Genomic DNA, 14,983 nt, shown 5'->3' with positions numbered 1-14,983 from the left:
CCGTCACTCGCTTTTGGCCTGTCGCGTCAGGAACGGCTTGAAGCCGCCCCAGAACATCCGCTTGCCGTCGAAAGGCATGTCTCCCGGCGCCATCGCCGCCAGCACCGGATCGGCCATGATCTTTTCCATCGCCTTGTCGCGCGCCTTGCGCGAGGCGAACGTCACGAGCCCGACCACCACCGTTTCGCCGGGCTCGAGCTTCACCGCCTGCGGAAACGAGGTGACCTTGCCGGGCTGGACGTCATCGGCGGCGTTCTCGGAATAACTCAACGCGCCATGCTTGATCCAGACCGGCGCGCACTTGCGGCTGAACTTCTTGTACTCGTCCAGCTTGTTTTCGGGAACCGGAATCACGAACACATCGACGTACATCGCATGCCCTCCTCATGGGGATACCGTACCGCGGCTCACTTCATCGAATGCAGGCCGAACAGGTTGCCTTCGCTGTCGTAGCACAGCGCGCAATTGCCATATTCGCCGATCGAGAACTTGGGCTTGAAGATCTTGCCACCCGCGGCTTCGACGCGGCCCGATTCGACCCCGCAATCCTCGCATACGAAATAGGCCAGGGTGCCGCCCATGCCCGAGGGCACGCCATCCATCTTCACCAGGGCGCCGCCGCTGCCGGGCAATTCCATCTGCGCGGGGAAGAACATCATTTCCATCTTCATGTCGGGCGGCACCGGATGTTCTTCCAGCTTGGTCGCCAACACCGTTTCGTAGAACTTGCGCGCGCGTGCCATGTCCTGCACGTAGATTTCGGTCCAGCCAATGGGGTTGTGCTGCATTGGGAATCTCCGGGTGCGGTGGGTGGAGCCTAATGTTTATCTCGTAAACATGACGTTACGGCGAGATGTTATTATTGTCAACATGATGAAGCGGCGTTTTTGTCCCATTCCCCGCCCGCAGGGCTACCACCACGGCGATTTGCGCCGTGCCCTGCTGCTGGCCGCGCGCCAGCTGGTGGATCGCGGCGGTTCTTCGGCACTGACCCTGCGCGCTGCGGCACAACAGGCCGGCGTCAGTCCGGCGGCGCCCTATCGCCATTTCGAGGATCGCGATGCCTTGCTGGCCGCGGTGTTGGCCGAAGGGTTCCGCGAACTCGCCGCGACCACCGATGCCGCGCGCATTTCAGCCTCGGCGCCGGTCGACAGTTATCTCGCGGTGGGCAGCGCCTATCTGCAGTTCGCCAGCGAACATCCGCACCTCTATCGCCTGATGTTCGGGCCGGAGTGCAACAAGCTGCAGCATCCCGACCTGCTGGAAGCGGGACAGGAAGCCTTCGGCGTGGTGTTGCGCGCCGCGCACGAATGCACGGCTGCGGGACTCACCGGCTCGCGATCGCCCGAAGACGTGGCGATCGCCGGCTGGTCGGTGGTGCACGGACTGGCGTCGCTGCAGACCGATGGCGTGCTGGAACGCGTCACCCAGCGTCCGCTGCCGGACGTCGCGCAGGCGCTGTTCTCGATTCTGGTGGAAGGCGTCGCCCCGCGCTGATCGCGAGGCTGGCGCGCTGATCGCGCCAGCCTGCTGCGACGCGTTATTGCGTCGGCAGATTCACCAGGTCAACGTTCGGGTGCACGCCATTCGGAATGCGCGAGAACCATTGGCCGGACGCAACCGATGGCGTGAAGAACCCATCGTTGCGCAAATAGAACTGGTTGCCGGCGGAGCCGCCGGCGTAATCCGCGCGCTGGTTGTTCAGGCCTGTCGGATCGACGTCGTACCAGGCCCAGGTGATCTCGTTCCACACACCGTTGGAACTGATCGCCCATTGATTGCCGTAGTTCGCGTAGCGGCCGACGTATCCGAACTCGGGATTGAAGTTCTCGAGGAAGGAATAGGTGGTGTCGAATTGCTTTGATGCGCCGGGGTATTTCCATGTGGCGATGAAATGCCATTTCACGCCGTCGTTCGCCTGACCCACGGCCTGTCCGCTGTCACCACAGCCATTATCGCTTTGCGGGGTACCGAACCAGGCCGAATACAGGGTGTTGCCCTGCCCATCAGGCTGGGCGCGCGTGATGAAGCGGTACGTGTTGCCGGCTTTCCAATTGCAGACCAGGTGGCTCTGGCCACCAGTGCCCTCGCCACCGAAATTGTTGACGATGGTCTTGTTGCCCTTGGCAACCAGCGTCGTGCTGCCACCCGGCGGATCCCATACCGAAAACAGGATCCAGCGCTTGTTGGATGCATTCACCTGCATTCCGGAGTAGCCGACGTCGAATCCGTTCGACATGAAGTATGAACCGATGGCGTCTTGCCCGGCAGGAACGGTGACCTCGTTGTAGAAATACTCCGTGCCCGCCGGCATGAAGTACAACAAGTGAACCGATGGGCCACGCCGCGACCAGTAGAAGTTGCTCGCATCGTTGGCGAAGAGCAGGCCGCCCGCAGTCGCCGAGCCATCGAGTTGAATGCCGGAAATGTCACCGAAATAGCCGCCCGCCTTGGTGAGGCCTTGCAGGTCGATCTTGACGTAGCCCGGCTGGCTGATGGCGAATGTCCCTGCCGGAAACACCGAGTTCCCCGAACCCGTCGGCGTCAGCGCGACGGTATGCGACTGGTTACCGATGGTTACCTTGACCGTGCTGGAGGACGCGCCGAACAAACCGCCGACCAGTGCGACCTGCAGATCGCCGGGCTGTCGCACGTCGACGTAGATGCTGATCGTGGTTGATGACGAATCCCAGTTGTGCAAACCGGTGCCATCGATTGCTTCGTCCGGATTGTTCTTCGTCTGGGTGATGTAGGCGTTGCCGCCCAAGGGAACGACTGTTGTCGCGGCGTGCAGCGGCGCTGCAAACAGGCCACAAACCAGCAACAGCCCGGTGATTCGATATCCGAGTATTCGCATACGCCCTCCTTGATGGAAGCGCATCACTTACCACAGACTTTCGCGTCTGGTTTGCATATGCGTAAAAGTTCTTGCTTTTTGCAGGGCAAAGAAAAGATCCCCGAGGACTGGCATTTCATTTTCGTTTGCGGTTAATCACCCTAAACAGGATTCATTAGCGCTAGTGCTAATTTTTCCGGGATTATTGAAAGAAACCCCAAGGACGCATTTCGTTTCCCGAACGTCAGTTCGCAAGGTTATTGCGTTGCAGTATTTCGCTGCGCACGTCTGCAACAAGGCGACCGCCGTTTTGCAATCGGTGACTTGCCGATTCAAAGCAACTGGAAAGCGACCCTCATTCCGTTCCGTGGTTCTTGCCCTGCCAGGGCCTGTACCACTCGCGGATGCGCGCCATGTCGGCGACGGGATCATCGCTGGTCCAGAACAGCGGACCGATGCCGATCACCTTGTCCGGATAGTGGAAGTATTCGAGCAGGATCGGAATGTCGGCGGCGTGCGCGATCTTCCAGAATCCGCTCTTCCACTCCTTCACTTGCTTGCGCGTCCCTTCCGGCGCGATGCCCAGCCAGAACTGGTCGGCGGCGCGGATCGTTTCCACGGTTTGCTCGACGAAACCGCCCGGCGCCTTGCGATCGATCGCGATCACGCCGAACCGGCGCAGGATCGGCCCCATCGGCCACCAGAACAATTCCTTCTTGCCGAGGATGCGGATGTCGAGGCCGAGCGCCATCTTGGCCGCGAACCCCCACACGCCGTCCCAGTTGGACGAATGCGGCGCGCCGATCAACACCAGCTTCGGCACGTCCGGGAATTCGCCGACCATGCGCCAGCCGCCCAGCTTCAGCAACGTGCGGCCGAACCAGCGCGAGAGCGGACTGTTGCGCACCCGTGGCGCGCGCGGCGGCAGCGGCAGGATCGGTCCGTGGCTGGCCGGTGTCGGCGGATGCGGTGCTGTAGTGTCGGTCATGCGTTCAGTCCCAGTCCTTCCTTGTGCGGCCACGCTTGATTTCGCTGCGTCCACGCTTCGATTCCAGCCGGCGTTCCTTCGATGCCCGCGTCGGTCGCGTCGCCTTGCGCGGCTTGGCGACTTCGCTGCCGTGGGCGATGAAGGCCATCAGGCGTTCGCGCGCATCGTCGCGATTGCGATCCTGGGTGCGGAAGCGCTGGGCATGGATGACGATCACGCCATCGCCCGTGACCCGACGATCGCGCCGGGCCAGCAGGCGGCTGCGGACCTCGTCGTCCAGCGATGGCGAGCTGGCGATGTCGAAGCGCAGCTCGACCGCGGTGGCGACCTTGTTGATGTTCTGCCCGCCCGCGCCCGACGCGCGCACGAAGCGCTCGACCAGCTCGGATTCGGGAATGGCGATCTCGTTCATTGGTGAAGTCTAAATGGGCTCCCCGGCCCTGACTCATTCACATAACACAACGCTGGTTGAGCGGGCGCAACTCCGAGCTTGACGCTGTCCACGCGCGCTTCCGAGCATACTGGCTTGAGATGTCGTCTTGAATCGGGGAACACGCCATGCACCGCACCATCATCGCCTTGACGCTTGCCGCCGCCAGTGTTGCCGCCCACGCCGGCACCGATCCGGCCGCGCAGCGCCAGGCCGGCACCACCGCGTCCGTACCGACGGCTGCCGACACCACGACCGCCATGCGCCAGGCCACCGACGAACTGCAGAAGGCCCAGCCGCAGATGCAGGAAGCGATGCGCCAGATGCCCAGGATGATGAAGCAGATGCAGCCGGCGATGCAGGCCATGGCCAAGGAAATGCCGAAGATGATGAAGGCGATGGCGCCGATGATGCGCACCATGGCCGACACCATGCCGCAGATGATGGCGGCGATGCAGCCGATGATGGAATCGATGGAGCGCGAGATGGAACCGGCGATGCGCGATTTCGGCAAGGAAATGGAGCGCACGGACAAGACGCCGCGCCAACCTTGACCTCACGCAGTCCAGTCGAACAAGTCCAGGGCCTTCGCGAATTCCCCATCGGGCGACGCGGCGATCGAAAGGCGTTCCCCGCTCCACGGATGGGTGAACGACAAACGTTCCGCGTGCAGCAGCATGCGATGGATGCCGAGCATGCGGAAGTTGCGGTTGTGGCGACCATCACCATGGCTGGTATCGCCGATCAGGTGATGCGACAGATGCTTGAGATGGCGACGGATCTGGCGAAAGCGTCCGGTCTCGGGACTGGCGCGCAGCAACGCATAGCGCGAAGTCGGGAATCCCGCTGACGGCAATTCGAGCTCACCGGTTGCGAGCTTGCGGAAGCGCGTGCGCGCCGGCTTTTTCTCCGGCTTGCCGGGACCGCCATCGAGCGGATGGTCGACGATGAAATCGTCTTCCGCCGGCCAGCCGCGACAGATCGCGAGGTAATCCTTCTCCGCATCGCCCGCCATCCACGCCTTGCCCAGCACCGATGCGGTATCGCGATCGAAGGCCAGCAGCAGGCAGCCGCTGGTGGCGCGATCGAGGCGATGGATCAGGAAGATGTCGCGCTCGAACTGCTCGCGCAGGCGATCGGCAAGGAAATCGGTTTCGCCGCGCGCAAGCGCACTGTCGTGCAGCATCAGGCCCGCCGGCTTGGCGATCACGGCGAAACGCGCGTCGATGTGGAGAACCGGGATCAACCGCGACTGCGCGGCCATGCCGCCACCAGTGCCCACAGACCGCCAAGTCCGGCGATCCACGCCGACGCCGGAATGCCAAACAGGCGCGGGCCGCCTGCCGGCTCCAGCGCGTACAGCACCGCCGCGACGATCAAGAGGCCAGTGCCGAGGATCGCCGACACCATGCGTCGTTGCATGCCGTGGAGATCGTTCGAAAGCCGGCGCAGGTCTTCGGATTGCATGTGCAATTCGTGGCGACCTTCCACTTGCTGCTTCAGCCAGGCGTGCGCGAGTTCCGGCATTTCCGGCGCGCGCGTCGCCAGTTCCGGCAATTGCCGGGCGAAATTCTTGAGCAGTCGCCGCGGGCTGTAGCGTTCGCGCAGGATGCGTTCCAGCACCGGTTTCGCCACTGCCCAGATGTCGATGTCGGGGTCGAGCTGGCGACCGACGCCTTCGATGTTCAACAGCGTCTTCTGCAGCAGGATCAGCTGCGGCTGCAGCGTCAATTCGTAGCGCTGGGCGACGCGGAACAGTTTCGCCAGTACTTCGGCGAGCGAGATCTGCGACAACGGACGCGTGAAGTACGGCTCGCACACCGAACGCGCGGCGGCTTCCAGTTCGTCGATGCGCAGGTGGCCGGGCATCCAGCCGGCATCGACGTGCAGTTCGGCGATGCGGCGATAGTCGCGATTGAAGATCGCCATGAAGTTTTCGGCGAGGTAGTACTGATCCTCGCGAGAGAGCTGGCCCATGATGCCGAAGTCGAGCGCGATGAAACGCGGATCGACGCGGCGCGCCGGATCGACATCGACCCAGATGTTGCCGGCGTGGGCATCGGCGTGGAAGAAGTTGTCGCGGAACACCTGCTGGTAGAACACCCGCACGCCCTTGGCGGCGAGCGCCTTGCGATCGATCCCGGCGGCGTCCAGCGCGGCGATGTCGTCGGAAGGAATGCCGGTGACGCGCTCCATCGTCATCGCGCGCGGACCGGTATGGCTCCAGATCGGTTCCGGCACGTAGAGATCGTCGGAATCGATCCAGTTGCGGCGCAGGACCGAGGCGTTCGCGGCTTCGCGCTGCAGGTCGAGTTCGGCGGTGAGCGTGTTCTCGATCTCGGCGACGATTTCGCGCGGGCGGATCTTGTCGGCGCTTGGATGCGTGCGCTCGACCACACCGGCCAATGATTTCAGCAAGGCGATGTCGTCGCGGATTTCCGCGTCGATATCGGGGCGCAACACTTTCACCACCACCTGGCGACCGTCATGCAGCGTCGCGGCGTGCACCTGCGCGATGCTGGCCGATGCCAGCGGCGCGGTATCGAAATCGGCGAACAACACGTCGATCGGCTGGCCCAGCGACTCCTCGACGATCGCGCGCGCGCGCTGGCCGTCGAACGGCTTGACGCGATCCTGCAGCAACGTGAGTTCTTCGGCGATGTCGATCGGAATCAGGTCGCGGCGGGTCGACAGGATCTGTCCGAACTTGACGAAGATCGGCCCGAGTTCCTGCAAGGCGAGGCGCAGGCGTGCACCACGCGGCAGCGCGGCGATCTCCGCCGACGCCCCGGGCACGAAGGGCCGCGCCAGTTTCAGCCAGCGCTCGGCCGAGGTGTCATCGAGCAGGGAATCGAGGCGATAGCGCAGCAATACGCGCCCGATCCGCCATGCGCGCCCGACGCCGAAATTCATCCTGCGCTCCGCAGGCGGGCGACGCGTGCGGCAAGACGCTCGCCGGCATCGCGCAATTTGTCGACATCGTCATGGAAGGCGTCGAGTTCGGCCTGTCCGACCACGTCGCGCGATTCCTCGGTCACGTACTCCGCCGCCGATTTCGCCACGTCCTGCGCGGCGACGCGTGCGCGCTTGAGGGCGAAGGCGACGCCGTTGGCGATCTGGGTGCCGAGCACGTCGCCGAACACCGCGGCGAAGGGACGACCCCAGTCGGGATCGAAACGTTCCGCCATCCGCTGCAGGCGACGCGCGACATCGGCATCGCCTTCGATCCGCATCGATCCCACCGGCGGCCCGGCATCGCGCTGGAACATGGGCAGGCGACCGAGCAATCCCGCCAGCGTGCTGCGCACCGAGAGATCGGCGCGATCGGCGTCCGGCACCGGCCCGACGCGCAGGCGATCCCCTTCCACCTTCAACTGCAGCGCCAGCGCCGGCGATTCCAGCGTCAGCGCGACGGTGCGGCCATCCAGTGCCGGCAATGCGGTGCGGGTGTCCTCGTCGAGCAGCAGCGCGCGATTGAGCGCGGCCTCCAGCGCCTTGCCGGCAGGCACTTTCCAGTTGAACGGCAAATTGAAGGGCGCGTCGCTCATGCCTGCATTGTAGTGGTGACGCGGCAGTCTCGCGTCACGCAGCGTTGCGCCAGTACGCCGCGACCCGCTCCAAGCCTTCATCCATGCTCACGCGAGGCGTATAGCCGAAATCGCGGAGCGCCGGCACCATGCTGTACCAGTGCGGCGTGACCAGCTGTTCGGCGAGGAAGCGCGTCATCGGCGGCTCGCCACGACGGCGCAGCAAGGGCCACAGCGTTTCCATCGTCGCGCCGATGCCGTAGGCCAGCGCGAACGGGATATGGCGATGTACTTCCGGCGCACCCGCTGCGCGCAACAGGTCATTGACGATGCGCTCCATCGCGCGCGGTTCGCCATTGCTGATGAAATAGGCCTTGCCGGCACAGGCCGCGCCGACCTGCAGGTGTTCGAAGGCGTCGAAATGCGCCTGCGCGGCGTTGTCGACATAGGTGGTATCGACGAGGTTGAGACCGTTGCCGACCAGCGCGAGTCGTCCGGCGCGCGCACGTTCGACCAGGCGCGGCAGCAACTGGTTGTCGCCGACGCCCCAGATCAGGCGCGGGCGCAACGCGACCGTGGCCAGGGTCAGGCTGTTCGCCGCCAGCACTTCGCGTTCGGCGATCAGCTTGGTCGCCGCGTACGGCGCTTTCAGATGTTCGCCATAGGGAACGTTGTCCGCCGTTCCCCCTTCGACCGGATGCGTGGCGCGATGGGTCACGCTCGGCGTCGATGTGTAGACCAGGCGCGCGATGCCATGCGCGCGACAGGCCGCGATCACGTTGCGGGTGCCGACCACGTTGGGCTGGAAATAGCTGTCGTAGCTGCCCCAGGCACCCGCCTTGGCGGCGTTGTGGAAGATCGCTTCGCAACCTTCCGCCACGGCGAGCATGGCATCGGGATCGGCGAGATCGCCGCGCACCTGTTCGACCCCGAGCACGTCGAGTTCCGGATAGCGTCCGCGATTGAAGCTGCGCACGCGATGGCCGCGCTCGACCAGCCCACGGCACAGCGCCTGGCCGAGGAAACCGCCGCCACCGGTCACCAATATTTGCATCGCAACTTCTCCAGATCAGGCGTACACGATAGCGGCACGCTTTCGCGATGACCATCCATTGGCCTCCCAAGCCATTGATCCAACAAGGCTTCAGAATTCTTCATTCGTGTTTCAGGCGCTTCATTCGCGGTTGTGTTGCATTTCGGCCTTCTCACAAGGAGTCGCTCCAATGCGCCGATTCGCCCTACTGCCGATCCTGCTGCTGTTCACCTGTTGCGCCGCGAGCGCGGGCTCACATGCTCCGCCACCGAAGCTGGATGACGGCTGGACCGTCGCCGACCCCGCAAAGGCCGGATGGAACACCTCCACGCTCACCGCCATGGAGGAAGCCATCGCTTCGGGTGCGGCGCCGGACACCACCAGCGTGCTGATCGCTCGCGACGGCAAGCTGGTCTACGAGCATTACTTCAATGGCGGTAGCCGCGAGATGCTCAACAACACCCGCTCGTTGACCAAGAGCATCACCGCCTTGCTGGTCGGCGCGGCGATCGACCGCGGCCTGATCGCCGGTTCGCAGGCGAAGGTCTACAGCTTCTTCGCCGACCGCACCTGGCGCAACGACGATCCGCGCAAGCGCGACTTCACCGTCGAAGACCTGCTCACGATGAGCTCGCAATGGGAATGCGACGACGAGAACCAATTTTCGTCCGGCCACGAGGAGCGCATGTATCTCAGCGCCGACTGGACCCAGTTCGTGCTGGATCTGCCGATGCGGGGCTATGCGCCGTGGATGCAGCGCCCCAAGGACAGTCCGCACGGACGCGCGTTCGCCTACTGCACGGCCAATGCGTTCCTGCTTGGCGCCATCGTCGCGCGTGCCGCATCGAAACCGTTGGACGCCTTCGCCCGGGAGGCGCTCGAGGGCCCGCTCGGCATCAGTCAAAGTGCTTGGGGCAAATCATCCGAAGGGGTGGGCATGGGCGGCGGTGGCACGACCTATCGCAGCCGTGACCTAGCCAAGTTCGGGCAATTGCTGCTTGATGAAGGACGCTGGCAAGGCAAGCGGGTGATCGCGCCGGAGTGGGTGCGGGCGATGACGACCGTGCATGCGCAGGCCCGCGACGACGCCGACTATGGCTATCTGATCTGGCGTTTCCGCTTTGAAGTGCACGGCAAGCAACGTGGTGCCTGGGCGATGTCGGGCAATGGCGGCAACTACGTGTTCGTGATCCCGGAAGAAAAACTGGTCGCGGTGATTACGCGCACCCGCTACAACCAGCGCGACATGCATCAGCAATCGCATCGACTTCTGAGCGACTACATCCTCAAGGCAATGCCGTAATCCCGGCTTTCGCAATCAGCCCGCGGGCGCGCACGGCCTCGCGTTCGCGGGCGACGGCTGAATCGATGGATGACACGATCGTGTCGAAGCCCGGGGCAGAACGCAACGATGCGAACAGTGGCGAGACGCGCAGGTAAGCCGCATCGCGATAGCCCTGCTCCACTGCCATGGCAAGCACGGCGAGCGCGGCGGTGCGATCGCCCGCTGCGTCCAGCAACAAGGCCGCATCGAGACCGTCAAAGGGTTCGCCGCCGCTGCGCATGCCAGCGCGCAGTGATTCGGCTTGTGCGCGCAAGGTCGCTACCGGTGGCTTCACTTCCGCCAGGATCCATCCGACCGTACGCGGAAAACTGGCTTGCGGGCGCAATGCGATCGCGCGTGTGATGGCATCTCGGGCCGCCGCGTGATCGCCACGCAGGAGGGCAAGCTCGGCTGCGAGCAGGTGCAGGCTGGCATGTTCGGTGCCGCGGGCCATGGCCTCGTCCAACGCGGCCTGGGATTCCGCATCACGACCGTGTCGCATGAGGAACGCAGGCCACGCGGCGTTGGAGAACACATTGTCCGGATACAGCTGGTAACTGTGCCGGTAACGTGTTTCAGCTTCGGCGGCATAACCAAGCAGGTCCAGGTTGCTGGCGATCTGGATGCCGACAAAACGCACGCGCGCCGGCTCACGCACCCCCAGATTGGCGGCCAAGGCATCGGCCAACCGACCGCGACGCTCGTACAGATAGGCGGCCGAAGCACGGACGCTGTCGGATCGCGGATCCAATTGCAGCGAACGTTCGTAGCTGCGCAAAGCCTCGTCGGTACGACCACGGCAATCGAACGAATACCCCAGCGCCGCATGGGCCGTCGCGTCGCTTGGGGCGCGTGCAATCACCCGCTCGGCCAATGTCTGCGCGAGCTGCACCGAAGCAGCGTCGCCGTTGTACAGGCACACCCGCGCGCTATAGGCACGACTCAGGCCGATCAGCGCCTCGCGATCGTCCGGCGCTTCCTGCAAACGCTGCCGATACAGGGCGATGGCACGCTCATTGTTGTCGCGTTGGCCGATGCCGGCGTAGTAGGCGGCGCGCATCAGCAGCGGTGAACGCCCCGAATCAGTTTCGGGCGTTCGCTTCCATAACGCAGCGCCGGCGAGCGCGCCGACCACCAGCACACCGGCGATGATCCACCGTCCGCGGTGGTGGGACTGTTTCGTCAATACGACCGTCTCGTCCAGCGACCGCGGCGGAACGCAAAGCTGATAGCCCTGGCCACGCACCGAGCGCAAGTAGCGCGGATTGCGGCCATCGTCGCCCAACGATTGACGCAACAGGCGTACGCGCTGGGTGACGGTTTCCTCATTGACCACCGCAGGCGCCCATACGCGCTCGATCAGCTCATCGAAACCGACCACGCGCTGCCCCTGTTCCAACAGGTAGTGCAGCAGGCGGAAGCTCAGGCCGTTGACATCCAGCGCCTGTCCGTTGCGCTCCACGCGCTGTCGCGGCACATCAATGACGAGATCATCGAGGTGGTAGCGGACGGTCACACGCCTTGACCCTTTGGCAAGCGAGCCGCCGCCCAAACCGCAAGTTTTTCGCGACCGATCTTGGCGTTGTGGCGGATATCGACCGGAAAGGCCTGGGGATAGTGCAGGAAGCCATCGACCTTGGCGGTATGCACGCCGCCATCGGCGAGATGGCGCAATTCGCCGGCGATGCGTGGCCACTGGTCGACGGCGACGCCTTGTTTCAGTTCGACGCACAGGATCGGCTGTTGATGGCCGACTTCACCCACGCCGACCAATGCGGTGCGCGCGACATCCGGATGGCTGTTGAACACCGGCTCGATCTGTTCGGTGCACAGCGTGGTGAGTTCGTCGACGACCACCCGCTGCGACTTGCGTCCGCAGAACCACAGGCGTCCCTCGCGATCGAAATAACCGAGGTCGCCCATGCGATGGACGATGCGTTCGCTGCCATCAGCAAGACGTTCGCGGATCTTCGCCAGTCGCGTCTGCGCCTCGCGACCATAGTAACTGTCGGTCGCGCTCGGTCCGGCAACGGTGATCTCGCCGACGATGCCCTGCTGCACCTCGCGCGCATCGCTCCAGTGCGCGATCTCGCCATCGCTGATCGCGATGATGCGCACCTCGTTGGGTGGCACCGGGCGACCGACGCAGGTACCGCTGCCAGCCTCGGTGCGCGCGCGCAGCGTCAGCAACTCGCGGCCTTCGATGACGGCGACCGGCAGGCATTCCGTCGCGCCATAAGGCGTCCAGAATTTCGCGTCGGCCGGCAACAGCTCCAGCAGCCTTGCCACGACATCCGGCGGCACCGGCGCGCCGGCACTGGTGGCGATACGGATGCCGGGCAAGGGCTCGCCATGTTCGGCCAGCACGCGCATCAATGCCGGCGAACCGAACAACTGCGTCACGCCGAAGCGCTGCATCGCCGCGTGCAGCTTGCGCGGATTCGCCCGCGCCGGACGCGTCGGATCCATGTCGGGAATGATCGAGGTGAGTCCGAGCGCGGGATCGAACAGCGCGAACGGCGGGAAGGTCGGCAGGTCGACGCCGCCTGCCTCCATTCCGAAGGCCGAGCGCAGCAATTCGATCTGCGCGCCGAAATGACGGCCGCGATAGACCACGCCCTTCGGGATTCCGGTCGATCCGCTGGTGAACAGGATCGCGGCCATCGCTTCGGGATCGTTTTCGGCAAATGCCTGCGGAGATGCGGCGCCATCGCGTTCCACTTCGGCGAGCGTGGCATCGGCGAGCAGCGCGCGCGATCCGGTGGTGACGGCCACCCGCGCCGATCGCGCCCAACCCAGCAGCTTGCGCGCCAGCAGCGCCAGCGGAATGCCGATGAAGGCCTGCGGCTGCGCTTCGTCCAGGCACTGCCGCAACGCTTTCTTCGAGATCCCCGGATCGACCAGTACCGGGACCGCACCGGAGCGGAACAGCGCGAACATCAGCAGGAAGAATTCCGGGGTCGGCCGCACCATCACCACCGTGCGCGATCCGGCCACGATCCCGCGACGCGCCAGTCCCGATGCGATCGCGCGACTGCGCGCATCGAGTTCGCCATAGGTCAGCGCGATGGCGTAATCGCCGCGCGGGCCGGGGCAGCGCATCGCCACCGCGTCCGGGCGTTCGCGGGCCATGCGTTCGAGCGTAGTGGTGAGGGCTGCGGTCACGGCGTTATTGTCGCCTGTTCCTGCCGCACAATGACGACATGTCGTCCCGCGATTTCGTCCATCCCTGCATGAGTTGCGGCGCCTGCTGCGCGGCGTTCCGCGTCGCCTTCCACTGGAGCGAGGCCGACGACGCGCCCGGCGGCACCGTGCCTGTCGATCTCACCCAATCCCTGCGCAGCCACGAACGCGCGATGCGCGGCACCGACAGCGCCCAGCCGCATTGCATCGCCTTGCGCGGAACGGTCGGCGAAGCCTGCGAATGCTCGATCTACGAATTGCGGCCGAGCCCGTGTCGTGCGGTGCAGGCGTCGTGGGAACACGGCAGCGCCGACCCCCACTGCGATCGCGCACGGACGCGTTACGGATTGCCGCTGCTGACGCCAGCGGACTGGATCGCTTAAAGCGGGTTTGCGTCCAGGAACGTGCGGATCATCGGCACCAGTTGATCGTGCAGGTCCTCCAGCACGTAATGACCGGCATCCCGGTACGGATGCACTTCGGCAGCGGGCAGCGCCGCACGGAACCCGTCGAGGAAGTGGCGATCGAACACGAAGTCGCGCAACCCCCAGGCGATGAAGGCCGGACGATCGGCATATGCCGGCAACTGCGCCGCCACCGCCTGCAGCAGCGACCACGCACGATCGCCTTCGCCAAGTGGAATGTCCTGCATGAAGCGCAGCGTCGAGATCGCGCTGGTCCAGCCGTCGTAGACGCCGGAATATGCCTGTACGACGTCCTGCGGCAGGGTGCGCACCGTGCCGTACAGCGCCGCGCCGCGCGCGAACAGGTTGAAGCGCCGAATCGCCCAACCGCCGATTTTCGAATCGCGCCCCAACGCCAAGCGCTTCGGGAAACGCTTCGCCGCCGGCAGCGGGAAGGCCGCGGTATTGGTGATGACGAGGCGGCGCACCCGCGACGGATCGCGCAGCGCCCAGCCGAAACCGATCATGCCGCCCCAGTCGTGCACGGCCAGCGTCACCGGTCCGTCGATGCCGAGATGCGCAAGCAAGGCATCGAGATCGTCAACGCGCGACTGCAGCGTGTAGTCGTAGCGCGGCGATGCGTTGGCCGCATCGTCCGGCTTGTCGGAAAGGCCCATGCCAACGTGGTCGGGCACGATGCAGCGATAGCGATCGCGCAGTCCCGCCACCAGATGGCGCCAGTAATAGCTCCACGACGGATTGCCGTGCAGCATGACGATCACTTCGCCGTCGCGCGGACCTTCGTCGAGATACGACATCGCGATGCCCGGCCGCGCCTCGAAGCGCTGCGGGACGAAGGGATAATCGGGAAAGGTCTGTTGCACGGCGACCACGGCTGCGACGCGACTCACGCCTTTTTCACGAACTCCGACTTCAGGCGCATTGCGCCGAAGCCGTCGATCTTGCAGTCGATGTTGTGGCCGTCGGCGCCATCGACCAGGCGGATGCTCTTGATGCGGGTGCCGACCTTGAGCGCATTCGACGCGCCCTTGACCTTGAGGTCCTTGACCACGGTGACACTGTCGCCGTCGACCAGCAGGTTGCCGACCGCATCGCGCACTTCGAGCGTCTCTTCAGCGACAGCCTCGCCCTGCTTCCACTCGTGGCCGCATTCGGGGCAGATCAGCATCTCGCCATCGGCGTAGGTGTATGCCGAAGCGCATTGCGGGCACGCCGGCAGGGCGGAATCGCTCATCGC

The 14,983-nt window shown here is 64.7% G+C and carries 17 protein-coding genes; 4 read left to right on the top strand and 13 right to left on the bottom strand.

Translation table 11 applies throughout. The annotated features are described in order from the left end of the window. Positions 1-3: 3 nt before the first annotated feature. Together ABE093_RS10440 and ABE093_RS10435 are read right to left on the bottom strand one after the other, a co-directional pair. Entirely contained in the window at positions 4-372 is a 369-nt protein-coding gene (locus ABE093_RS10440) for a DUF1428 domain-containing protein (protein ID WP_430760833.1), read from the bottom strand. 35 nt (positions 373-407) lie between these two features. Next, a complete protein-coding gene (locus tag ABE093_RS10435; protein ID WP_430760832.1) occupies positions 408-788 on the bottom strand; it encodes a VOC family protein in 381 nt (126 codons plus the stop codon). Between the two features lie 82 nt (positions 789-870). On the opposite strand from ABE093_RS10435, the gene ABE093_RS10430 reads away from it, so the two are divergent. Beyond that, positions 871-1,497: a TetR/AcrR family transcriptional regulator gene (locus ABE093_RS10430; protein ID WP_430760831.1), complete on the top strand. Its 627-nt coding sequence runs from the start codon at positions 871-873 to the stop codon at positions 1,495-1,497. Positions 1,498-1,540: 43 nt separating this feature from the next. On the opposite strand, the gene ABE093_RS10425 is transcribed toward ABE093_RS10430, so the two are convergent. The 3 genes from ABE093_RS10425 to arfB all read right to left on the bottom strand — a co-directional run bounded on the left by ABE093_RS10425 (position 1,541) and on the right by arfB (position 4,236). Continuing rightward, positions 1,541-2,857, bottom strand: a complete 1,317-nt coding sequence (locus ABE093_RS10425) for a DUF3472 domain-containing protein (protein ID WP_430760830.1) — start codon at positions 2,855-2,857, stop codon at positions 1,541-1,543. A 334-nt stretch (positions 2,858-3,191) separates the two neighbouring features. Then, positions 3,192-3,824 carry a lysophospholipid acyltransferase family protein gene (locus tag ABE093_RS10420; protein ID WP_430760829.1) on the bottom strand — a complete coding sequence of 211 codons (633 nt, stop codon included), beginning with the start codon at positions 3,822-3,824 and terminating at the stop codon, positions 3,192-3,194. Between the two features lie 4 nt (positions 3,825-3,828). Next, on the bottom strand, positions 3,829-4,236 hold the full coding sequence (gene arfB / locus ABE093_RS10415) for an alternative ribosome rescue aminoacyl-tRNA hydrolase ArfB (protein ID WP_430760828.1): 408 nt from the start codon (positions 4,234-4,236) through the stop codon (positions 3,829-3,831). Between the two features lie 146 nt (positions 4,237-4,382). On the opposite strand from arfB, the gene ABE093_RS10410 reads away from it, so the two are divergent. Beyond that, on the top strand, positions 4,383-4,808 hold the full coding sequence (locus ABE093_RS10410; protein WP_430760827.1) for a hypothetical protein: 426 nt from the start codon (positions 4,383-4,385) through the stop codon (positions 4,806-4,808). Positions 4,809-4,810: 2 nt separating this feature from the next. On the opposite strand, the gene ABE093_RS10405 is transcribed toward ABE093_RS10410, so the two are convergent. Genes ABE093_RS10405 through oleD form a run of 4 tightly spaced genes read right to left on the bottom strand, consistent with a single transcriptional unit; the run spans position 4,811 to position 8,835 of the window. After that, positions 4,811-5,518: a pseudouridine synthase gene (locus tag ABE093_RS10405; protein WP_430760826.1), complete on the bottom strand. Its 708-nt coding sequence runs from the start codon at positions 5,516-5,518 to the stop codon at positions 4,811-4,813. Then, the gene (gene ubiB / locus ABE093_RS10400; RefSeq protein WP_430760825.1) at positions 5,497-7,167 is read right to left on the bottom strand and encodes a ubiquinone biosynthesis regulatory protein kinase UbiB; all 1,671 of its coding nucleotides are present in this window, start codon (positions 7,165-7,167) and stop codon (positions 5,497-5,499) included. Before ubiB ends, ABE093_RS10405 begins: the two co-directional genes overlap by 22 nt. Beyond that, the gene (locus ABE093_RS10395) at positions 7,164-7,802 is read right to left on the bottom strand and encodes a ubiquinone biosynthesis accessory factor UbiJ (protein WP_430760824.1); all 639 of its coding nucleotides are present in this window, start codon (positions 7,800-7,802) and stop codon (positions 7,164-7,166) included. Before ABE093_RS10395 ends, ubiB begins: the two co-directional genes overlap by 4 nt. Before the next feature lie 34 nt (positions 7,803-7,836). Continuing rightward, positions 7,837-8,835, bottom strand: coding sequence for a 2-alkyl-3-oxoalkanoate reductase (gene oleD / locus ABE093_RS10390; RefSeq protein ID WP_430760823.1), 999 nt, complete (start codon positions 8,833-8,835; stop codon positions 7,837-7,839). 169 nt (positions 8,836-9,004) lie between these two features. Here oleD and ABE093_RS10385 point away from each other — a divergent pair, with 169 nt between their 5' ends. Further along, entirely contained in the window at positions 9,005-10,117 is a 1,113-nt protein-coding gene (locus ABE093_RS10385; protein ID WP_430760822.1) for a serine hydrolase domain-containing protein, read from the top strand. Here the strand turns inward: ABE093_RS10385 and ABE093_RS10380 are convergent. Both ABE093_RS10380 and oleC read right to left on the bottom strand, forming a co-directional pair. Continuing rightward, positions 10,101-11,654, bottom strand: coding sequence for a winged helix-turn-helix domain-containing protein (locus ABE093_RS10380; RefSeq protein ID WP_430760821.1), 1,554 nt, complete (start codon positions 11,652-11,654; stop codon positions 10,101-10,103). The two genes, ABE093_RS10385 and ABE093_RS10380, sit on opposite strands and share 17 nt — an antisense overlap. Continuing rightward, entirely contained in the window at positions 11,651-13,303 is a 1,653-nt protein-coding gene (oleC, locus tag ABE093_RS10375; protein WP_430760820.1) for an olefin beta-lactone synthetase, read from the bottom strand. Before oleC ends, ABE093_RS10380 begins: the two co-directional genes overlap by 4 nt. A gap of 38 nt (positions 13,304-13,341) precedes the next feature. Between oleC and ABE093_RS10370 the strand changes: the two genes are divergently transcribed. After that, complete coding sequence (locus tag ABE093_RS10370) at positions 13,342-13,704, top strand: YkgJ family cysteine cluster protein (protein WP_430760819.1); 363 nt, start codon at positions 13,342-13,344, stop codon at positions 13,702-13,704. Here ABE093_RS10370 and ABE093_RS10365 read toward each other — a convergent pair. Continuing rightward, entirely contained in the window at positions 13,701-14,543 is an 843-nt protein-coding gene (locus ABE093_RS10365) for an alpha/beta fold hydrolase (protein ID WP_430760987.1), read from the bottom strand. The two genes, ABE093_RS10370 and ABE093_RS10365, sit on opposite strands and share 4 nt — an antisense overlap. An 89-nt stretch (positions 14,544-14,632) precedes the next feature. After that, positions 14,633-14,980: a zinc ribbon domain-containing protein YjdM gene (locus ABE093_RS10360; protein WP_430760818.1), complete on the bottom strand. Its 348-nt coding sequence runs from the start codon at positions 14,978-14,980 to the stop codon at positions 14,633-14,635. Positions 14,981-14,983 lie beyond the last annotated feature (3 nt).

The sequence above is a fragment of the Solilutibacter silvestris genome, from assembly GCF_050574925.1.
In the GTDB taxonomy this organism is placed as follows: Bacteria; Pseudomonadota; Gammaproteobacteria; order Xanthomonadales; family Xanthomonadaceae; genus Solilutibacter; species Solilutibacter silvestris_A.
This window is presented reverse-complemented; position numbering and strand designations above follow the sequence as displayed.